Annotated in this window: 13 protein-coding genes, 2 tRNA genes, 1 rRNA gene and 1 other RNA gene; 12 read left to right on the top strand and 5 right to left on the bottom strand. The window is 72.0% G+C overall.

The features are described from left to right. Positions 1-14: 14 nt before the first annotated feature. The gene (locus LV78_RS06410; RefSeq protein ID WP_253843804.1) at positions 15-1250 is read right to left on the bottom strand and encodes a M20 metallopeptidase family protein; all 1236 of its coding nucleotides are present in this window, start codon (positions 1248-1250) and stop codon (positions 15-17) included. Between the two features lie 79 nt (positions 1251-1329). Between LV78_RS06410 and LV78_RS06405 the strand changes: the two genes are divergently transcribed. From LV78_RS06405 to LV78_RS06390, 4 genes are all read left to right on the top strand, one after another. Then, positions 1330-1821, top strand: coding sequence for a tRNA adenosine deaminase-associated protein (locus LV78_RS06405; RefSeq protein ID WP_253843803.1), 492 nt, complete (start codon positions 1330-1332; stop codon positions 1819-1821). Between the two features lie 20 nt (positions 1822-1841). Then, complete coding sequence (locus LV78_RS06400; RefSeq protein WP_253844300.1) at positions 1842-2300, top strand: nucleoside deaminase; 459 nt, start codon at positions 1842-1844, stop codon at positions 2298-2300. A gap of 57 nt (positions 2301-2357) precedes the next feature. Then, positions 2358-2445 (top strand) — tRNA-Ser (locus LV78_RS06395). A gap of 555 nt (positions 2446-3000) precedes the next feature. Beyond that, positions 3001-5466: a DUF8508 domain-containing protein gene (locus LV78_RS06390; RefSeq protein WP_253843802.1), complete on the top strand. Its 2466-nt coding sequence runs from the start codon at positions 3001-3003 to the stop codon at positions 5464-5466. Between the two features lie 63 nt (positions 5467-5529). On the opposite strand, the gene LV78_RS06385 is transcribed toward LV78_RS06390, so the two are convergent. Continuing rightward, positions 5530-5937: a RidA family protein gene (locus tag LV78_RS06385; RefSeq protein WP_253843801.1), complete on the bottom strand. Its 408-nt coding sequence runs from the start codon at positions 5935-5937 to the stop codon at positions 5530-5532. A gap of 93 nt (positions 5938-6030) precedes the next feature. Here LV78_RS06385 and LV78_RS06380 point away from each other — a divergent pair, with 93 nt between their 5' ends. Next, a complete protein-coding gene (locus LV78_RS06380) occupies positions 6031-6654 on the top strand; it encodes a TetR/AcrR family transcriptional regulator (protein WP_253843800.1) in 624 nt (207 codons plus the stop codon). A gap of 81 nt (positions 6655-6735) precedes the next feature. On the opposite strand, the gene LV78_RS06375 is transcribed toward LV78_RS06380, so the two are convergent. The 3 genes from LV78_RS06375 to LV78_RS06365 all read right to left on the bottom strand — a co-directional run bounded on the left by LV78_RS06375 (position 6736) and on the right by LV78_RS06365 (position 10870). Continuing rightward, positions 6736-6820: transfer RNA gene (locus LV78_RS06375), tRNA-Ser, on the bottom strand. Between the two features lie 180 nt (positions 6821-7000). Beyond that, the gene (locus LV78_RS06370; RefSeq protein ID WP_253843799.1) at positions 7001-9148 is read right to left on the bottom strand and encodes a methyl-accepting chemotaxis protein; all 2148 of its coding nucleotides are present in this window, start codon (positions 9146-9148) and stop codon (positions 7001-7003) included. Between the two features lie 123 nt (positions 9149-9271). Continuing rightward, a complete protein-coding gene (locus LV78_RS06365) occupies positions 9272-10870 on the bottom strand; it encodes a methyl-accepting chemotaxis protein (RefSeq protein ID WP_253843798.1) in 1599 nt (532 codons plus the stop codon). Positions 10871-11040: 170 nt separating this feature from the next. On the opposite strand from LV78_RS06365, the gene LV78_RS06360 reads away from it, so the two are divergent. The 7 genes from LV78_RS06360 to LV78_RS06330 form a co-directional block, all read left to right on the top strand. Beyond that, positions 11041-12009 carry an iron-siderophore ABC transporter substrate-binding protein gene (locus tag LV78_RS06360; protein WP_253843797.1) on the top strand — a complete coding sequence of 323 codons (969 nt, stop codon included), beginning with the start codon at positions 11041-11043 and terminating at the stop codon, positions 12007-12009. A 34-nt stretch (positions 12010-12043) separates the two neighbouring features. Then, an RNA gene (gene ffs / locus LV78_RS06355) (signal recognition particle sRNA small type) lies at positions 12044-12138 on the top strand. 63 nt (positions 12139-12201) lie between these two features. Then, positions 12202-14277 (top strand): DNA polymerase III subunit gamma and tau, encoded by a 2076-nt coding sequence (locus LV78_RS06350; protein ID WP_253844298.1) that lies wholly within the window; start codon positions 12202-12204, stop codon positions 14275-14277. A gap of 47 nt (positions 14278-14324) precedes the next feature. Beyond that, positions 14325-14672 carry a YbaB/EbfC family nucleoid-associated protein gene (locus LV78_RS06345; protein WP_012782836.1) on the top strand — a complete coding sequence of 116 codons (348 nt, stop codon included), beginning with the start codon at positions 14325-14327 and terminating at the stop codon, positions 14670-14672. Then, positions 14672-15265, top strand: coding sequence for a recombination mediator RecR (gene recR, locus LV78_RS06340; protein ID WP_012782837.1), 594 nt, complete (start codon positions 14672-14674; stop codon positions 15263-15265). Before LV78_RS06345 ends, recR begins: the two co-directional genes overlap by 1 nt. 13 nt (positions 15266-15278) lie before the next feature. Next, complete coding sequence (locus LV78_RS06335; protein WP_253843796.1) at positions 15279-15749, top strand: uridine kinase family protein; 471 nt, start codon at positions 15279-15281, stop codon at positions 15747-15749. A 412-nt stretch (positions 15750-16161) separates the two neighbouring features. Next, a 16S ribosomal RNA gene (locus LV78_RS06330) occupies positions 16162-16359 on the top strand; the annotation flags it as partial.

Here is a 16359-nt window from a genome sequence, read left to right as displayed (position 1 = left end):
GCGGTGCGCGGGCGTCACCGCAGGGCGTCCAGCGCGAAGGCGCTGTAGAGCACCACCCCGTGCTCCAGCGCTGCCTCGTCGAACAGGGCACGGCCCGAGTGGTTCGGCTCGGCGCGCGCCAGGTCGACCCCGCGCGGGCAGGCCCCGAGGAACACCATGGCGCCCGGCACCTCCTGCAGGACGTAGGAGAAGTCCTCGGCGCCCATCAGCGGGTCCTCGGCCTCGGCGACCCAGCGCGGGCCCAGCACGGTCGACGCCAGCTCCAGCACGTGCGGCGCGACGTCCGCGTCGTTGACCGTCACCGGGTAGCCGGGGACCACCTCGACCTCGGCGGTGCAGCCGTGCGCGGCGGCCACGTGCTCGCACACCGTCACCAGCTCCTTCCCCACCCAGGAGCGGGTCTCCTCGGAGAGGGTGCGGATCGTGCCCTCCAGCAGGGCGGTCTCCGGGATGACGTTGTTCGTGGTGCCCGCCTCGATCCGGCCCACCGTGACGACGGCGGGCCGGTGCACGCTGACCCGCCTGGCCACCATCGTCTGGAGCGCCCCGACCATCGCCGCCGCCGCGGGCACCGGGTCGAGCGCGTCGTGCGGCATCCCGCCGTGCCCGCCGCGCCCGCGCACGAGCACCCGGAAGGTGTCCGCCGAGGCCATCATCGGCCCCGGCCGGGTCAGCACCACGCCGGAGGTGACCGTCGCGGACACGTGCAGCGCCAGCGCCTTCACCGGCCGCGCCCCCGCCGCGTCGAGCAGGCCCTCCTCCAGCATGAACCGGGCCCCGTGGTGGCCCTCCTCGCCGGGCTGGAACATGAACACGACCTGGCCGACCAGCGCGCCCCGCCTGCCCGACAGCAGCCGGGCGGCGGAGGCGAGCATCGCCACGTGCGCGTCGTGCCCGCACGCGTGCATGGCGCCGGGCACCTCCGACGCGTACTCCAGCCCGGTCTCCTCCCGCACGGGCAGCGCGTCCATGTCCCCGCGCAGCAGCACCGTGGGACCGGGCCGCTCACCGCGCAGCACCGCCACCACCGAGGACGAGGACGTGCCGGTGGTGACCTCCAGCGGCAGGCCCTCCAGCGCGTGCAGCACCGCGGCCTGCGTCTTCGGCAGGTCGAGCCCCTGCTCGGGGTGCCGGTGCACCTGCCTGCGCAGCGCCACGGTCCTGGGCTGGAGCGCGCGGGCCTCCTCGGACAGGCCGGTGAAGCGCGGGTCCTCGGCGGGCGTGGACGGGCTGGGCGCGGTTGTGCTCATCCCCCGATAGTGGCAGTCCGGGGCGTTCCGCGCGGGGGCTGTGCTACCGGGTGGGGGCCGGTGGCCCTACGGTGTGCACATGCCTGAGCAGGAGCCGCCGGTGCACGGCTTCGCGGTCGCGGTCGTCCGGGAGGACAACCGCTGGCGGTGCAGCACCCTGGACGGCGACGCGCTGTCGGAGTTGGACGCGGCGATCACCCAGCTGCGGGGGTTGCGCTCCACGGGCGCGGCGTTCGGGCTGCTGGCGGTGGACGACGAGTTCTTCATCGTGCTGCGCCCGGTGCCGGGAGGCGTGTCGCTGCTGCTGTCCGACGCGGCGGCGGCCCTGGACTACGACATCGCCGCCGACGTGCTGGACCTGCTGCGCGTCGACCCTCCCGACGAGGAGGACGACGAGCTGTGGCCCGAGGGCGACCTCGCGATCCTGGCGGACCTGGGGATGCCGGAGCACGAGCTGCAGGTGATCGTCGACGAGGTCGACCTGTACCCGGACGAGCAGCTGCAGATGATCGCCCAGCGGATCGGCTTCGGCGACGAGTTCACCCGGCTGCTGGACACCCTGCAGGCGTGATCACCGCGCGGTACGACGCGATGGTCGGCGCGGCCCTTGAGGCGGCGGCGGGCGCGGGCGAGGACATCCCGATCGGCGCGGCGGTCTTCGGCCCGGACGGCGTCGAGCTGGCGCGCGCCTGCAACGCGCGGGAGCGCCTGGGCGACCCGACCGCGCACGCGGAGGTCCTGGCCCTGCGCGCGGCGGCGGCGGTGTTCGGCGACGGCTGGCGCCTGGGCGGCTGCACCCTGGCGGTGACGGTCGAGCCGTGCGCGATGTGCGCGGGCGCCCTGGTGCTGGCGCGGGTGGACCGCGTGGTGTTCGGCGCGTGGGAGCCGAAGACGGGCGCCGTGGGCTCCCTGTGGGACGTGGTCCGCGACCGCAGGCTCAACCACCGGGCCGAGGTGGTGGGCGGGGTGCGCGAGGCCGAGTGCGCGGCGCTGATGCGGGACTTCTTCGCAGGTCGGGGCGCGTCCGAGCGGTGGCCGGAGAGCGGCTGATCACGTTGGGGGCACCCCCCTCGCGGGGTGGTTCGGCGGTCTTGTATTGTTCTTAGCGGTGGCGTGTCCGAGCGGCCGAAGGAGCACGCCTCGAAAGCGTGTGAGGTGAAAGCCTCCGTGGGTTCAAATCCCACCGCCACCGCCAGTCAGAGCGCCGGTCCCGAAACGGGACCGGCGCTCTGCGTTTCCGGGGGTTCCCGCGCCCGCTCCGCGCGCCGAAGGGACCAGTGGGATCTCGGCGCAAGGACTAGTCGCCAGCTCCGCGCGCAGCAATTCCGCTTCACCCGAGAATCGGGAACCCCTGCTCACCGCGACTTCCCCGCCCGAGCCGCCATCAACGGTCACCCGCCCCGCCCGCCCCGAGGTGGAAAGCTGTCCCCGCTCCACCCGCCGGTCGCGCACCGGCATCGGCTCACCCGGAGCGGGGAGCCCGAACGTGGGATGTGGGTGTGGACGTCGCGGATGATCCCGGCGGCGTCACGGGAGATCGGGCGCGGCCCTGCGGTTCGACCACCGCCCCGCACTGGCGCGCCAGCCGGTGCCTGGGAGGGGACCACCGGCTAGCGCCCGAGGCAGATCCTAGCACGCCATCGAACACACGTTCGAGTGATTCCCTCGCCGTCAACCGTTAGTCACGGTGTCTTCCCACGTTCACCCGTTGCGGGGAGGATCTGCGGACCCGCCAAATACGGAGGACCCGTTGAGATCAACCCCGCTCCGCGCCGGTTTAGCCGCCGCAGCCGCCACGGTCGTGTCGATCGCGTCCGCGACACCCGCCACCGCGGCTCCCAGCCAGGACGCGCTCATCGCCGAGGTCTACGGCGGCGGCGGGAACTCCGGCGCGGTGCTGACCCAGGACTTCGTCGAGCTGGCCAACCGCGCCTCCGCGCCGGTCGCCGTCGACGGCTGGAGCGTGCAGTACCTCCCGGCCTCCGCCAGCGCCGCCAGCCAGTGGCAGGTCACCCCGCTCACCGGCTCGATCGCGCCGAACGCCCGCTACCTCGTCGCCCAGGCCAAGGGCACCGGCGGCACCACGGCGCTGCCCACCCCCGACGCCACCGGCACGATCGCGATGGCGGCGGGCACGGGCACGGTCGCGCTGGTCTCCGGCGCCCAGGCGCTCACCTGCAAGACCGCCGCCGACTGCGCCGCCGACGCCAGGGTCAAGGACCTCGTCGGCTACGGCACGACCGCGGTCGTCCGCGAGGGCGCCCCCACGGCCACCCTCGCCAGCACCACCTCCGCCGCCCGCCCGCAGCTGGTCGACAGCGACGACAACGCGGCGGACTTCACCACCGGCGCGCCCACCCCGGTCAACTCCAAGGGCGAGGGCGCGGGCCAGAACCCGGACCCGGACCCCGATCCGGACCCGGACCCGCAGCCCGGTGACAAGCGCATCCGCGACATCCAGGGCACGACCCGGATCTCGCCGCTGCTGGGCCAGAAGGTCACCGGCGTCCCCGGCCTGGTCACCGCGACCCGCGCCACCGGCGACCGGGGCTACTGGATCCAGGACACCCAGCCCGACGGCGACCCCCGCACCAGCGAGGGCGTCTTCGTCTACACCGGCGACGCGGCCCCGACCGTCAAGCCCGGCGACTCCGTCCTGGTCAGCGGCACCATCGCCGAGTACCGCCCCGGCGGGACCGAGGCGAGCAACTCCAACCAGACGCTCACCGAGATCACCGCGCCGACCACGTCGGTGCTCTCCAGCGGCAACCCGCTGCCCGCGCCGGAGAAGCTCGCGCCCCCGGCCGGCTACCTGCCGACCGCCTCGGGCGGCAGCATCGAGCAGCTCCCGCTGGAGCCGGACAAGCACGCCCTGGACTACTTCGAGTCCCGCGAGGGGATGCTGGTCGAGGTCGTCGACGCCCGCGTCACCGGCCCCACCAACAACTTCGGCGAGTCCTGGATCACCACCCGGCCCCAGGACAACCCGACCGCGCGCGGCGGCACCATCTACCTCGGCTACGACCAGCCCAACCCCGGCCGCCTCAAGGTCAAGGCGGGCAGCGCGACCCCGCCGGTGAGCAACGTCGGCGACGTCTGGCGCGGCTCCACCGTCGGCAACCTGGAGTACACCAACTTCGGCGGCTACACCCTGGCGACCAAGTCGGTGGGCGAGCACGCGCCGGGCGGCGTCCAGCCCGAGGTGTCCGACGCGACCGGCAGGCACGAGCTGTCGGTGGCGACGTACAACGTGGAGAACCTGGCCGCCACCAACGACCAGGCCAAGTTCGACCGGCTCGCCGCCGCGGTCGTGGCGAACCTGCGCAGCCCGGACGTGGTCGTGCTGGAGGAGATCCAGGACGACAACGGCACGACCAACGACGGCACGGTCACCGCGGGCGCGACCTACCAGCGGTTCACCGACGCGATCGTCGCCAAGGGCGGCCCGCGCTACCAGTGGCGGCAGATCGACCCGGTGGACAACGCCGACGGCGGCGCCCCCGGCGGCAACATCCGCGTCGGGTTCCTGTTCAACCCCGGCCGGGTGTCCTTCGTGGACCGCGCGGGCGGCGACGCCACCACGGCGGTCTCGGTCGTGAGGAGCCGGGGCCGTGCCGCGCTGTCGGTGTCGCCCGGCCGGATCGAACCCGCGAACGAGGCGTGGGACGCCAGCCGCAAGCCGCTGGTCGGCGAGTTCTCCTTCCTGGGCCGCACGGTGTTCGTGGTCGCCAACCACTTCAACTCCAAGGGCGGCGACCAGGCCATGCACGGCCGCTACCAGGAGCCGGTCCGCTCGTCCGAGGAGCAGCGCCTCAAGCAGGCGACCCTGCTCAAGGGCTTCGTGGACCGGGTGAAGGCGGTCGACGCGGGCGCGAACGTGGTGCTCGCGGGCGACCTGAACGACTACCAGTTCTCGCCGGTGGTCAGGAAGCTCACCGAGGGTGGCGAGGTGGTCGACCTGATGTCGACGCTGCCCGCGAACGAGCGGTACAGCTACGTGTACGAGGGCAACTCGCAGACCCTCGACCACATCCTGCTCAGCTCCAACGTCAAGCGGTACCGGTACGACGTGGTGCGGATCAACGCCGAGTTCGCCGACCAGGCCAGCGACCACGACCCGCAGGTCGTGAAGATCAGGCCGAGCACCGGCAGCAGGCTGCTCGACCACATCGTGTTCGGGCTGGAAGACCTCGCGGACCTGTTCCACCGCCCCTGACGGGGTGACGACCGAGGGCCCGGTGGCACGTCGCCGCCGGGCCCTCGGCCGTGCGCGGGGTCCTCACCCGACCACGGCGGTGGCCTCGACCTCGATCAGCAGGTCCGGCTCGGCCAGCGCGGCGACGCCGATCAGCGTCACGGGCGCGAGCGAGCCGCCGCCCAGCCGCGCGAACGCCCGGTTGATCCCCTCCAGCAGCACGGGCATCTTGTCCAGGGTCCAGTCGACGACGTAGACCGTCACCTTGGCGAGGTCGTCCAGCGACGCCCCGGCGGCGGCGAGCGCCGTGCCGACGTTCAGGTAGGCCTGCTCGGCCTGCGCGGCCAGGTCGCCCTCGCCGATCCGGTTGCCGTCGCCGTCGCGCGCCACCTGCCCGGCGACGAACACCAGCTTCGACCCCGTGCCGATCGACACCTGCCGGTAGACCTCGACCTGCGGCAGCCCGTCCGGGTTCACCAGCGTGATCGCCATGCTTCTCGACTCCTCGTCGTGCGGGTCCGCCCCCGTCCGGGGCAGGCGCACCCCACACTACATAACAAAGCTATGCTATGTATCTTGGTGCTCATGGCGAGGCAGAAGGACCCGGCGGTCCGCACCCTCCTCGTGGAGCGCGCCGCGCACATGCTGCGCGTCCGCGAGCCGATCACGCTCCGCTCGCTCGTCGCGGGCACCGGGGTGTCTACGATGGCCGTCTACACCCACTTCGGGAACATGGACGGGATGTGGATGGCGCTGCGCCAGGAGGGCTTCACGCGGCTCGCGTGCCGGTTCGCCGAGGTCCCGGTGACCACCGACCCGGTCACCGACCTGACCGCGCTCGTCGTCGCGTACCTCGGCAACGCGCTGGAGCACCCCGACCTGTACCGGGTCATGTTCGACGCGAACTTCGACCTGGAGGACCTGGGCGCCGCCGACGCGACCCTGGAGCACATGGTCCAGGCGGCCCTGCGCGGTCGTGACGCGGGCAGGTTCCACGCGGACACCGCGCCGCTGGACCTGGCGACCCGGAGCTGGGCGGTGGGGCACGGCGTGGTGTCGCTGGTGGCGAACGGCCCGCTGCCCCGCGAGGTCCTCGCGCACTGCCCGGTGCTGCTGGAGGCCCTGTTCACCCGCACCGGCGACGAGCCGGACCGGTGCGCGGACTCGGTGGCGCGCGGCTGGGACCCGGCGCTGGCCGAGGTCCGGTAACCGCAGGTCAGCCTGCTGCCCGCACAACGCCTCGACAACGCCAGAGGCCCGGCACCACGTGGGTGCCGGGCCTCTGATCTGCGGAGGATACGGGATTTGAACCCGTGAGGGGGTTAACCCAACACGATTTCCAGTCGTGCGCACTAGGCCACTATGCGAATCCTCCGTCGATGAGCCTACCGGAGGAGGGAGTCACCGACCAAAACGGCTGGTCAACCAGCCTGTCGGTCCTCTCCGCCCCGCCCGCCGCCAGCCGGTTCCCGCCGAGGCGACGAGAAGCGCCGGACGAGAAGCACCGAGGGCGCCGGGGGAGTCCCCCGGCGCCCTCGGTCGTCCACGACCCGGATCAGAGAGTGAAGCGCCCCACCAGGTCGGTCAGCTGGCGGGCGGTGCCGCTCAGCTCCTCGGCCGCGTCCGCCGACATCCGCACGGCGTCCCTGGTGCTCTCGACGGTCGAGCTCACCTGGTTCAGCCGCACCGCGATCTGCGAGCTGTGGTCCGAGGCCAGGCTGATGCTGCGGTTGACCTCGTCGGTGGTGGCGGACTGCTCCTCCACCGCCGCCGCGATCGCCGACTGCGACTCGTTCACGCTGTCGATCGCCGTGGTGATCGCCGCGATCGACTCGATCGCCCTGGTCGTGCCCGAGTTGATCGCCTCGACCCGGCGCGACACGTCCTCGGTGGCCCGCGCGGTCTCCTGCGCCAGGTCCTTGACCTCACCGGCGACGACGGCGAAGCCCTTGCCCGCGTCACCGGCCCGCGCCGCCTCGATGGTGGCGTTCAGCGCGAGCAGGTTGGTCTGCTCGGCGATGCTGCTGATCGTCCGCACCACGTCGGTGATCTCGGCGCTCGCCGCGCTCAGCTCGGCGATGACGTCCGACGCCTGGCGGGTGCGCTCGACGCTGTCGTGCGCGGTCGCGGCGGCGGCCTGGGTGTTGCGGGAGATCTCGGCGATCGCGGAGCCCATCTCGGTCGAGCTGTGCGCCACGGTCTGCACGTTCCTGGTCACCTCGGCGGCGGCCTCGGCGGCGTTGCTGGTCTGCTCCGCCGCGCTCGACGCCGAGTCGGACAGCTTCGCGCCGGTCGACGACACGTTCCGCGAGGTCTCCTCGACCCGCAGGGACGCCTCGGAGATGCCGGACATCAGCTCGCGCAGCTCGCCGACGGCGGTGTTGAGCGCGGTGCCCATCTCGCCGATCTCGTCGTTCCCGCCGACCTTCGCCTGGACGGTCAGGTCGCGCTCGGACAGCGCGGTCAGCGCGCTGGTCAGGCCGCGCAGGCGGGCCGTCATGCGGCGCGCCCAGATCAGCGCCACCAGCGCGGCGGCGGCGGCGATCAGCACGGCCGCGACCACGAAGGCCCACAGCATCGCGCTGCGGCCCTGCTCGACCTCCTCGATGGCGCCCGCCGAGTCCGGGCCGTACGAGGAGACCGCGATGGCCCACTGGTACGGGCCGTAGTAGACGACGTTGGTCGGCGAGGCCGCTGCGGGCTCGCCGTCCAGGCCGGGCAGCTGGTAGATCGCGTTGAAGACCTGGCCCGCGCCCAGCGAGGTCGCCTTGGAGACGATCTCGTCCACGTACTTGACGCCGTTCGCGTCGGTCGCGTCCGGGTTCGTCGTGCCGACGTCCTTGCCGCCGGTGGAGGCGATGATCCGGCCCTTGTCGGCGGCCGAGGTGCTGTAGACGGTCACCCGGCCGTTGGCGCCGACGGTGGTGTCCGAGATGGCCTGGGACAGCTGGGCGATCGCCTTGTCCTGCGGGATGCCCACGTACAGCGCGCCGATGACGTCGCCGTTCGCGTTCTTGATCGGGTCGTAGGCCGCGATGTACCAGGTGTCGACGACCTTGGCCACGCCCCGGTACGAGGTGCCCGAGTTGATCGCCTTGGCGACCGCGTTCGGCGTCCCGTCCTGGGCGGTGGCGGGGATGTAGGTGCCGATGGCGCGCTCGCCCGCCTTGTTCGGCACGTTGGTGGCCACGCGCAGCAGGTCGCCCTTGTCGTCCATCTTCTGGAAGACGGTGACGGTCGCGCTGACCATGGAGCGGATGTCGTCGACCAGCGGCGTCGGCGCCGACTGGTCGCGGTTCTGGCCCAGCCAGGTCCCGGAGACCTCGGCCCTGGGCAGGGTGACGTCGGTGGCCTCCTGCGTGAGCTGGTTGACGGCCTTCCACGAGGTGGTGGAGGAGCCGTCGAGGCGCAGACCGCCGCGCTGCGCCAGTTCGGCGTTCGCGACGTTCATGCTGCTGTTGACGCTCTCCTGGATGGCCTCGCCCGCGGTGCGGGTCAGAGTGCTCACCCCGGAGGTGACGTGGTCGGTGTCGGTCTGGATCAGCTCGGCTACGTTGCCGGCCGCTGCGGTGCTGAACTTGTCGCTCTGCCAGGCACCGACCACCACGAGAACACCGGCGGTGGCGATGACCGTGCCGATGCTCAACGCCAGCAACCGGTGACCGAGCCCCAGGTTGAGCGGGGTCACACGTGTGCGCTTCATGTTTCGTAAAACGGCAGTAAAAGGGCCCTGCTGAGCCAAAAAGGCGCCGGGGGCGCCACCTGAAGAGGTGACGCCCCCGGCGCCGGGAGCGGTGCTGCGGAAGGCGCTCGGCGCCCCCGCCCGTCAGTAGCGGAAGCGGCCCACCACGGACTCCAGGTTGCCCGCCACGGCGACCAGCTCGCCGATGGTCTCGGTGGTCGTGCGCGCCCCGTCCGAGGTCGCGGCGGCCGAGCCCGCGACGCCGGTGATGTTGCCGGTGATCTCGGTGGTGCGGCCCGACGCGTCGGCGACGCTGCGGCTCATCTCGGCGGTCGTGGCCGCCTGCTCCTCGACGGCCGCGGCGATGGTGGCCTGCACGCCGTCCAGCTCGTTGATCACGTCGGCGATCGTCGCGATCGCGGTCACCGCGTTCGAGCTGTCGGCCTGGATGGCCTCCACCCGGTTGCTGATCTCCTCGGTGGCCCGCGCGGTCTCCTGCGCCAGGTCCTTGACCTCGTTCGCGACGACGGCGAAGCCCTTGCCCGCGTCACCGGCGCGCGCGGCCTCGATGGTCGCGTTCAGCGCCAGCAGGTTGGTCTGCTCGGCGATCGAGGTGATCACCTTGATGACGTTGCCGATCTCCGCCGACGACCCGCCGAGCTGCGCCATGGTCGCGCCGGTCTGCTCGGTCAGGCTGCGGGCGTGGCTGCCCAGCTGGGCGGCGTGGCTGGCGTTGCGGGCGATCTCCTGGATGGACGCGGACATCTCCTCCGCACCGGTGGCGATGGCCTGCACGCCGTCGGACACGTGCTCGGCGGCCTCGGTCGCCGCGTCGGCGCGGCTCGCGGTGTCCGCCGACGAGCCGGAGATCCGGCCCGCCGTGTCGGTGAGCTTGCCGGTGGCCGCGACCACCGAGCGGGCGCTGTCGGACAGCACCGAGATGGCCTCCGCGGTCTTCTCGGTCGCGCCGTCCAGCGCGGCGCCGACCCGGCTGACCTCGTCCGTCCCGGACAGGCCGGTGCGCTTGGTCAGGTCGCCCTGCGCCAGCGCGTCGCACACCTCGCTCAGCCTGCGCAGCGGACCGGTCACGGCGCGGGTCGCCGCGACGGCGAGGCCGACGGCCACCGCGATGGCGGCCAGCAGCGTGCCGACCAGCACCCAGATGCCGGTGCTGTAGTTGTCGCTCGCCCGCTGGAGCTGGGCGGCGGTCGACGTGGTCATGTCCTGCACCAGCGCGTCGAGCGCGTTCTGGATGCGCACGGCCTGCGGCTTGACCTGCGAGTCGCGCGCGGCCACGTACCCGGCGCGGTCGCCGGTGCGGGCCAGCTGGAGGAACTCCTCGCCGGCGACCACCTTGATGTACTCGGACCAGGCGGACTGGAGCTCGGCCGTGGACGAGCGCTGCACGTCGGTGACGGCGCTCTTGGCCAGGTCGGCGAGCGCGGCGTCCATCGCCTTGATGTCCTTGTTGAACGCCTCGTGCTCGGGGCCGTTGGTCGTGGCGACCCACTCGTCGGCCAGCGCGTCCACCCGCGTCTGGAGGTACGCGCGCCTGACCTCGTCGAACTTGGCCAGCGGCACCACGGCCTCGCTGTTGAGCTGCTCCTGACCGTCGCGCAGCGAGGTCATCTGCCCCACCGCGACGCCGGTGATCACGACCATGCCCAGCACGGCCACCGCGACCCCGGAGAGGATCTTGACCCCGACCGGAGCTCCGGCGAGCGCCCTTCCCTTGACTGCCATCCACGTGCCTCGTCTCGCCTCGGTGGGGGTGTTCCCCTGTCGGACGGCGAGTCGGCAGGCGGGGAGGTGGCCTGAGAAAAAGGCCACTCGTTCCGGCGGCGGGGCTGAGCTTGCGCCTTACGGGTGAAAGTTGTTTGCTTAGCCTCACCTAAATCTTGGAGGTGAGGTCCGTGCGGCTCCGCCCGCTCGTCGTCCTGCTCGCCCTGTTCGCCACCGCCTGCGGCGGTTCGACCAGCGGTGGCGAGGACACCCCGTCGTCGGCTTCCGGCGACGCGGCCGGTGTCGTCACGGTCGACACCAGGTTCGGCCCCGTCCAGGTCGAGGGCACCCCGAAGCGCGTCGTCGCGCTCGGCTGGTCCGACGCCGAGGCCGCCCTGGCGCTGGGCGTGCAGCCCGTCGGCGTCAGCGACTGGATGGCCTTCGGCGGCAAGGGCGTCGGCCCCTGGGCCGAGAGCCTGTTCACCGAGACGCCCCAGATCCTCGGCACGATGGAGCTCGACTACGAGGCCGTCGCGGCGCTCCAGCCGGACCTCATCCTCAACACCCGGTCGGACAACGACCAGGCCAAGCACGACAAGCTCTCCCAGATCGCGCCCACCATCGGCGCGCCCAAGGACGTGGTGACCTACGGCACCACCTGGGAGCAGCAGATCGAGATGGTCGGCAAGGCGCTGGGCAAGGACGCCGAGGCCAAGAAGATCACCGAGGACCTGAACGCCAAGTTCACCGCGAACAAGAAGTTCGACGGCAAGACCGCCGTCGTCGGCTCCTACTTCGACGGCAAGTTCGGCGCGTACGTCAGCGGCGACGCCAGGGTCGACTTCCTCAAGGCCATCGGCTTCACGCCCAAGGCCGAGGTCGAGTCCCTCGCCACCGGCACCTTCTTCGTCGACGTCTCCGCCGAGCAGCTCAGCCTGTTCGACGCCGACTTCACCGTCATCTTCCCGATCGGCGCCGACACCACCCCCATCAAGCAGCACCCGGTGCTGTCGGGCATCCCCTCCGCCAAGGACGGCCGGATGCTGGTCATGGAGGACAAGACGCTGGTCAGCGCCTTCTCCAGCGGCTCCACCCTGGGCGTCGCGTACGCGCTGGACAAGGCCGTGCCGCAGTTCCAGGAGATCCTCAAGGTGGGCTGATCGACAGGCCCCGCGCCAGTGGGGCTACACTGACGGCGGACCCCGTGCGACACACACCTCACGAACCTCCCCAGGGCCGGAAGGCAGCAAGGATAAGTGGGCTCTGGTGGGTGCACGGGGTCCCCTGATCTCAGCGGGAACCCTCGGCCCCGGCACGAATTCGTGCCGGGGTCTTTGGGTATGGTCAGGCCCGTGGCGCTCGCCCTCTACCGCAAGTACCGACCGGCTACCTTCGCCGAGGTCATCGGCCAGGAGCACGTGACCGATCCCCTGCGCATCGCGCTGGGCGCCGGGCGGGTGAACCACGCCTACCTCTTCTCCGGCCCGCGCGGCTGCGGCAAGACCTCCAGCGCGCGCATCCTGGCCAGGTCGCTGAACTGCGCGAAGGGCCCCACCCCCGACCCGTGCGGCGAGTGCAACTCCTGCGTCGGCCTCGCCCCCAACGGGCCGGGCAGCGTCGACGTGGTCGAGCTGGACGCCGCCTCGCACGGTGGCGTCGACGACACCCGCGAGCTGCGCGAGAAGGCGTTCTACGCGCCCGCCGAGGCCAAGTACCGGGTGTTCATCATCGACGAGGCCCACATGGTCACCACGCAGGGCTTCAACGCCCTGCTGAAGATCGTGGAGGAGCCCCCGGAGCACCTGATCTTCATCTTCGCCACCACCGAGCCGGACAAGGTGCTGCCGACGATCCGCTCGCGCACCCACCACTACCCGTTCCGGCTCATCCCCCCGGTCTCGATGCGCGCGCTGCTGGAGCGCAACTGCGCCGCCGAGGGCGTCGTGGTCGAGCCCTCGGTCTTCCCGCTGGTCATCCGCGCGGGCGGCGGCTCCGCCCGCGACACCCAGTCCGTCATGGACCAGCTGCTGTCCGGCGCGGGCCCCGAGGGCGTGCGCTACGACCGGGCCATCGCGCTGCTCGGCGTCACCGACGTCGCGCTGATCGACGACGTGGTCGAGGGGCTCGCCGCGGGCGACGGCTCCGCCGTGTTCGGCACCGTGGACCGGCTCGTCGACGCGGGCCACGACCCGCGCCGCTTCGCCACCGACCTGCTCGACCGGCTGCGCGACCTGGTGCTGCTGTGCGCGGTGCCCGACGCGGGCGAGCGCGGGCTGGTGTCCGCGCCCGAGGACGTGCTGGCCAAGATGATCCCGCAGGCCCAGAACATCGGGCCCGCCACGCTCACCCGGTACGCCGAGGTGCTGCACCAGGGCCTCACCGACATGCGCGGGGCCACCGCGCCCCGGCTGCTCCTCGAACTGCTCTGCGCGCGGATGCTGCTGCCCTCGGTGTCGGACGCCGAGTCGGCGGTGCTCCAGCGCGTCGAGCGGCTGGAGAAGCACGGCGTCGCGGCCGGCGGCGGCGGCAACGGCGGTGCAGGCGGCGGTCCCGCCGTCGAGTCCAAGTTCCAGCGCCCCTCGCAGCGCCAGGCCGAGCCCGAACCGGTCCAGACCCCCGCGCCCGTCGCGGTCGCGCCCGCGGTGGCCGCCGCGCCCGCCGCTGTCGCGCCCGCCGCCGTGGCGCCGCCGGTCGAGCCCGCGCCCCGGCAACCGCCCGCCGCGCAGGCCGCCCCGCCGCAGTCCCGGTTCCAGCGGCCCTCCCAGGCCCCGCCGCAGCCCGCGGCCCCCGCCGAACCCGCCGCGCCCGGCCGGGCCCCTGCCTCCGGCGCCGTCGACGCGGCCGAGATCCGCAGGCGCTGGCCCGAGCTGCTCGGCGTGGTCAAGGGCGCCAGCCGCAGCACCGAGGCCATGCTGACCAACGCCACCGTCACCGAGGTCGACGGCACGTCGGTCACCCTCGCCCACACCTCCGGCCCGCTGGCCCGCAGGCTCGCCGAGCCGCGCAACGCCGAGGTGATCGCCAAGGCGTTCGCCCAGGTCCTCGGCGGGAGCTGGCAGATCCAGTGCGTCCAGGGCAACGCCGCCGCGCCGCAGCGCCCCCAGGCGCAGGCCCGCCAGGCCAAGCCCGCGCCGTCCCGGCCCAGCCAGGCCGAGAGCGCGCCCGCCCCCGGCCACGGCAGGCAGATGCTGGAGAAGGCCATGCAGGCGCAGGCCAACCGGTCGACCGGCCGCTCGGGCGACGACATCCCGCTGCCGCCCGAGCCGGACGAGCCCGACGACCCCCTCCCACCGGAGCCGGTGGACGAGGAGGAGATGTTCGCCGAGGCGGCCAGGCCCGGTGAGCCGGGGGAGGAGCGCCTCGACCCCGAGGCGGTCGTGCTGAAGCTGCTCGCCGACGAGCTCGGCGCGCGCCCCTTGAAGAGCTGATCCCCGACTACGCTGGACGTCAGGCGCAACCGACGAGAGGAACCGCGGTGCAACCCGGTCAGCCCAACATGCAGCAGATCCTCCAGCAGGCGCAGATGATGCAGCAGCAGCTCGCCACCGCGCAGCAGGAGCTCACCGAGGCCGAGGTCACCGGCACCGCCGGTGGCGGCCTGGTCCGCGCCGTCGTCACCGGCGGCGGCGAGCTCAAGAGCCTCGCGATCGACCCCAGGGCGGTCGACCCCGAGGACGTGGAGACCCTGTCCGACCTGGTCGTCGCCGCCGTGCGCGACGCCAACCGCGCGGCCCAGGAGCTGGCCGCGCAGAAGATGGGCCCCCTGGCCAGCGGCATGGGCGGGCTCGACGGCCTCGGCGGCCTCGGCAAGCTGTTCGGCTGATGTACGAGGGCCCGGTCCAGGACCTGATCGACGAGCTCGGCCGACTGCCGGGCGTGGGTCCCAAGAGCGCGCAGCGCATCGCCTTCCACCTGCTGGCCGCGGAGCCCGCGGACATCGGCAGGCTTCAGGACGCCCTCCAGAAGGTGAAGGAGGGCGTGGTCTTCTGCGAGGTGTGCGGCAACGTCTCGGCCGAGACGACCTGCCGCATCTGCCGCGACCCGAGGCGCGACCTCACGCTGATCTGCGTGGTGGAGGAGCCGAAGGACGTCCTCGCGGTCGAGCGGACCCGCGAGTTCAAGGGCCGCTACCACGTGCTGGGCGGCGCGCTCGACCCGCTGTCCGGGATCGGGCCGGACCAGCTGCGGATCAGGCAGCTGCTCACCAGGATCGGGACCGACGTCAGCGAGATCATCATCGCGACGGACCCGAACACCGAGGGCGAGGCGACCGCCACCTACCTGGTGCGGATGCTGCGCGACTTCCCCGGTCTGTCCGTGACGCGGCTGGCCTCCGGCCTGCCGATGGGCGGTGACCTGGAGTTCGCGGACGAGCTGACGCTGGGGCGCGCCCTGTCCGGGCGCCGGAGCCTCTGAGCGCGGTCGCCCGGTGCTCCTGATCGCGGTCGACGGGCCGTCGGGCTCGGGCAAGACCACCTACGCCCGCTCGCTCGGCGGGGTCGTGGTGCCGACGGACCACTTCGCCACCTGGGACGACCCGGTGGCGTGGTGGCCGAGGTTGGTGGAGGGCGTGCTCGAACCGCTCTGGCGCGACGAGCCCGCCCACTACCAGCGCGTCGAGTGGGTCGGCGGCGAGCCGAAGCCGGGGGAGTGGATCACCTTCGACCCGCCGGAGGTCCTGGTGCTGGAGGGCGTGTCCTCCGCGCGCAGGGCGATCGCGGACCGGTTGGACCTCGCGGTGTGGGTGGAGGTCCCGTCGGAGTCCGAACGGCTGGAGCGCGCGGTCGCGCGGGACGGCGAGGACTGCCGGATCCACCTCCGCCGGTGGCAGGACTTCGAGCGCGGGTGGTTCGCGGTGGACGGGACGAAGGCCCGCGCGGACCGGGTGATCCTCCGCTAGCTGCGGTTTTAGGCCTCCCGACCCCCCGATTTTACTTCTGCGGGGCACCTGTGTAATGTTCTCCATGTCAGCACGGAACGGGCCGGGAAAACCGGAACGGAGTGCGGCGAGGGTCACGAACCAAGCTCCCAGATAGTGTGGTAGAGTGGGTGACCTGCGAAACGGAAGACCCAGCCCGGCCTCTTCTTGAGGTGCTGCGGCCATGGGCGTCAGTTTCACCACAAACGTTAGATAAGCACTAGCCTCGGATCGGGCCGCGCTTGCGGAACGTGATGATGTGCGCGTGTTCTTTGAGAACTCAACAGCGTGCCGAATAGCCAGTAAATTATGATCCTCGTCAAGAGGATTCCTTTGAGATTGTTACTGGACAACTGACATTTTGTCAGTGTTGTCCGAGCGATCAACTCATTCATTATTGGAGAGTTTGATCCTGGCTCAGGACGAACGCTGGCGGCGTGCTTAACACATGCAAGTCGAGCGGTAAGGCCCTTCGGGGTACACGAGCGGCGAACGGGTGAGTAACACGTGGGTAACCTGCCCTGTACTCTGGGATAAGCCTGGGAAACTAGGTCTAATACCGGATATGAACCTTCCCTGCATGGGGTTGGTT

This window comes from Actinosynnema pretiosum (genome assembly GCF_024171695.1).
In the GTDB taxonomy this organism is placed as follows: Bacteria; Actinomycetota; Actinomycetes; order Mycobacteriales; family Pseudonocardiaceae; genus Actinosynnema; species Actinosynnema pretiosum.
This window is presented reverse-complemented; position numbering and strand designations above follow the sequence as displayed.

Bases quoted from the DNA above. Each gene is read 5' to 3' on its own strand.
- LV78_RS06365 (WP_253843798.1), bottom strand. From the start codon at position 10,870: ATGGCAGTCAAGGGAAGGGCGCTCGCCGGAGCTCCGGTCGGGGTCAAG.
- LV78_RS06410 (WP_253843804.1), bottom strand. From the start codon at position 1,250: ATGAGCACAACCGCGCCCAGCCCGTCCACGCCCGCCGAGGACCCGCGC.
- LV78_RS06405 (WP_253843803.1), top strand. From the start codon at position 1,330: ATGCCTGAGCAGGAGCCGCCGGTGCACGGCTTCGCGGTCGCGGTCGTC.
- LV78_RS06380 (WP_253843800.1), top strand. From the start codon at position 6,031: ATGGCGAGGCAGAAGGACCCGGCGGTCCGCACCCTCCTCGTGGAGCGC.
- recR (WP_012782837.1), top strand. From the start codon at position 14,672: ATGTACGAGGGCCCGGTCCAGGACCTGATCGACGAGCTCGGCCGACTG.
- LV78_RS06370 (WP_253843799.1), bottom strand. From the start codon at position 9,148: ATGAAGCGCACACGTGTGACCCCGCTCAACCTGGGGCTCGGTCACCGG.
- LV78_RS06385 (WP_253843801.1), bottom strand. From the start codon at position 5,937: ATGGCGATCACGCTGGTGAACCCGGACGGGCTGCCGCAGGTCGAGGTC.
- LV78_RS06400 (WP_253844300.1), top strand. From the start codon at position 1,842: ATGGTCGGCGCGGCCCTTGAGGCGGCGGCGGGCGCGGGCGAGGACATC.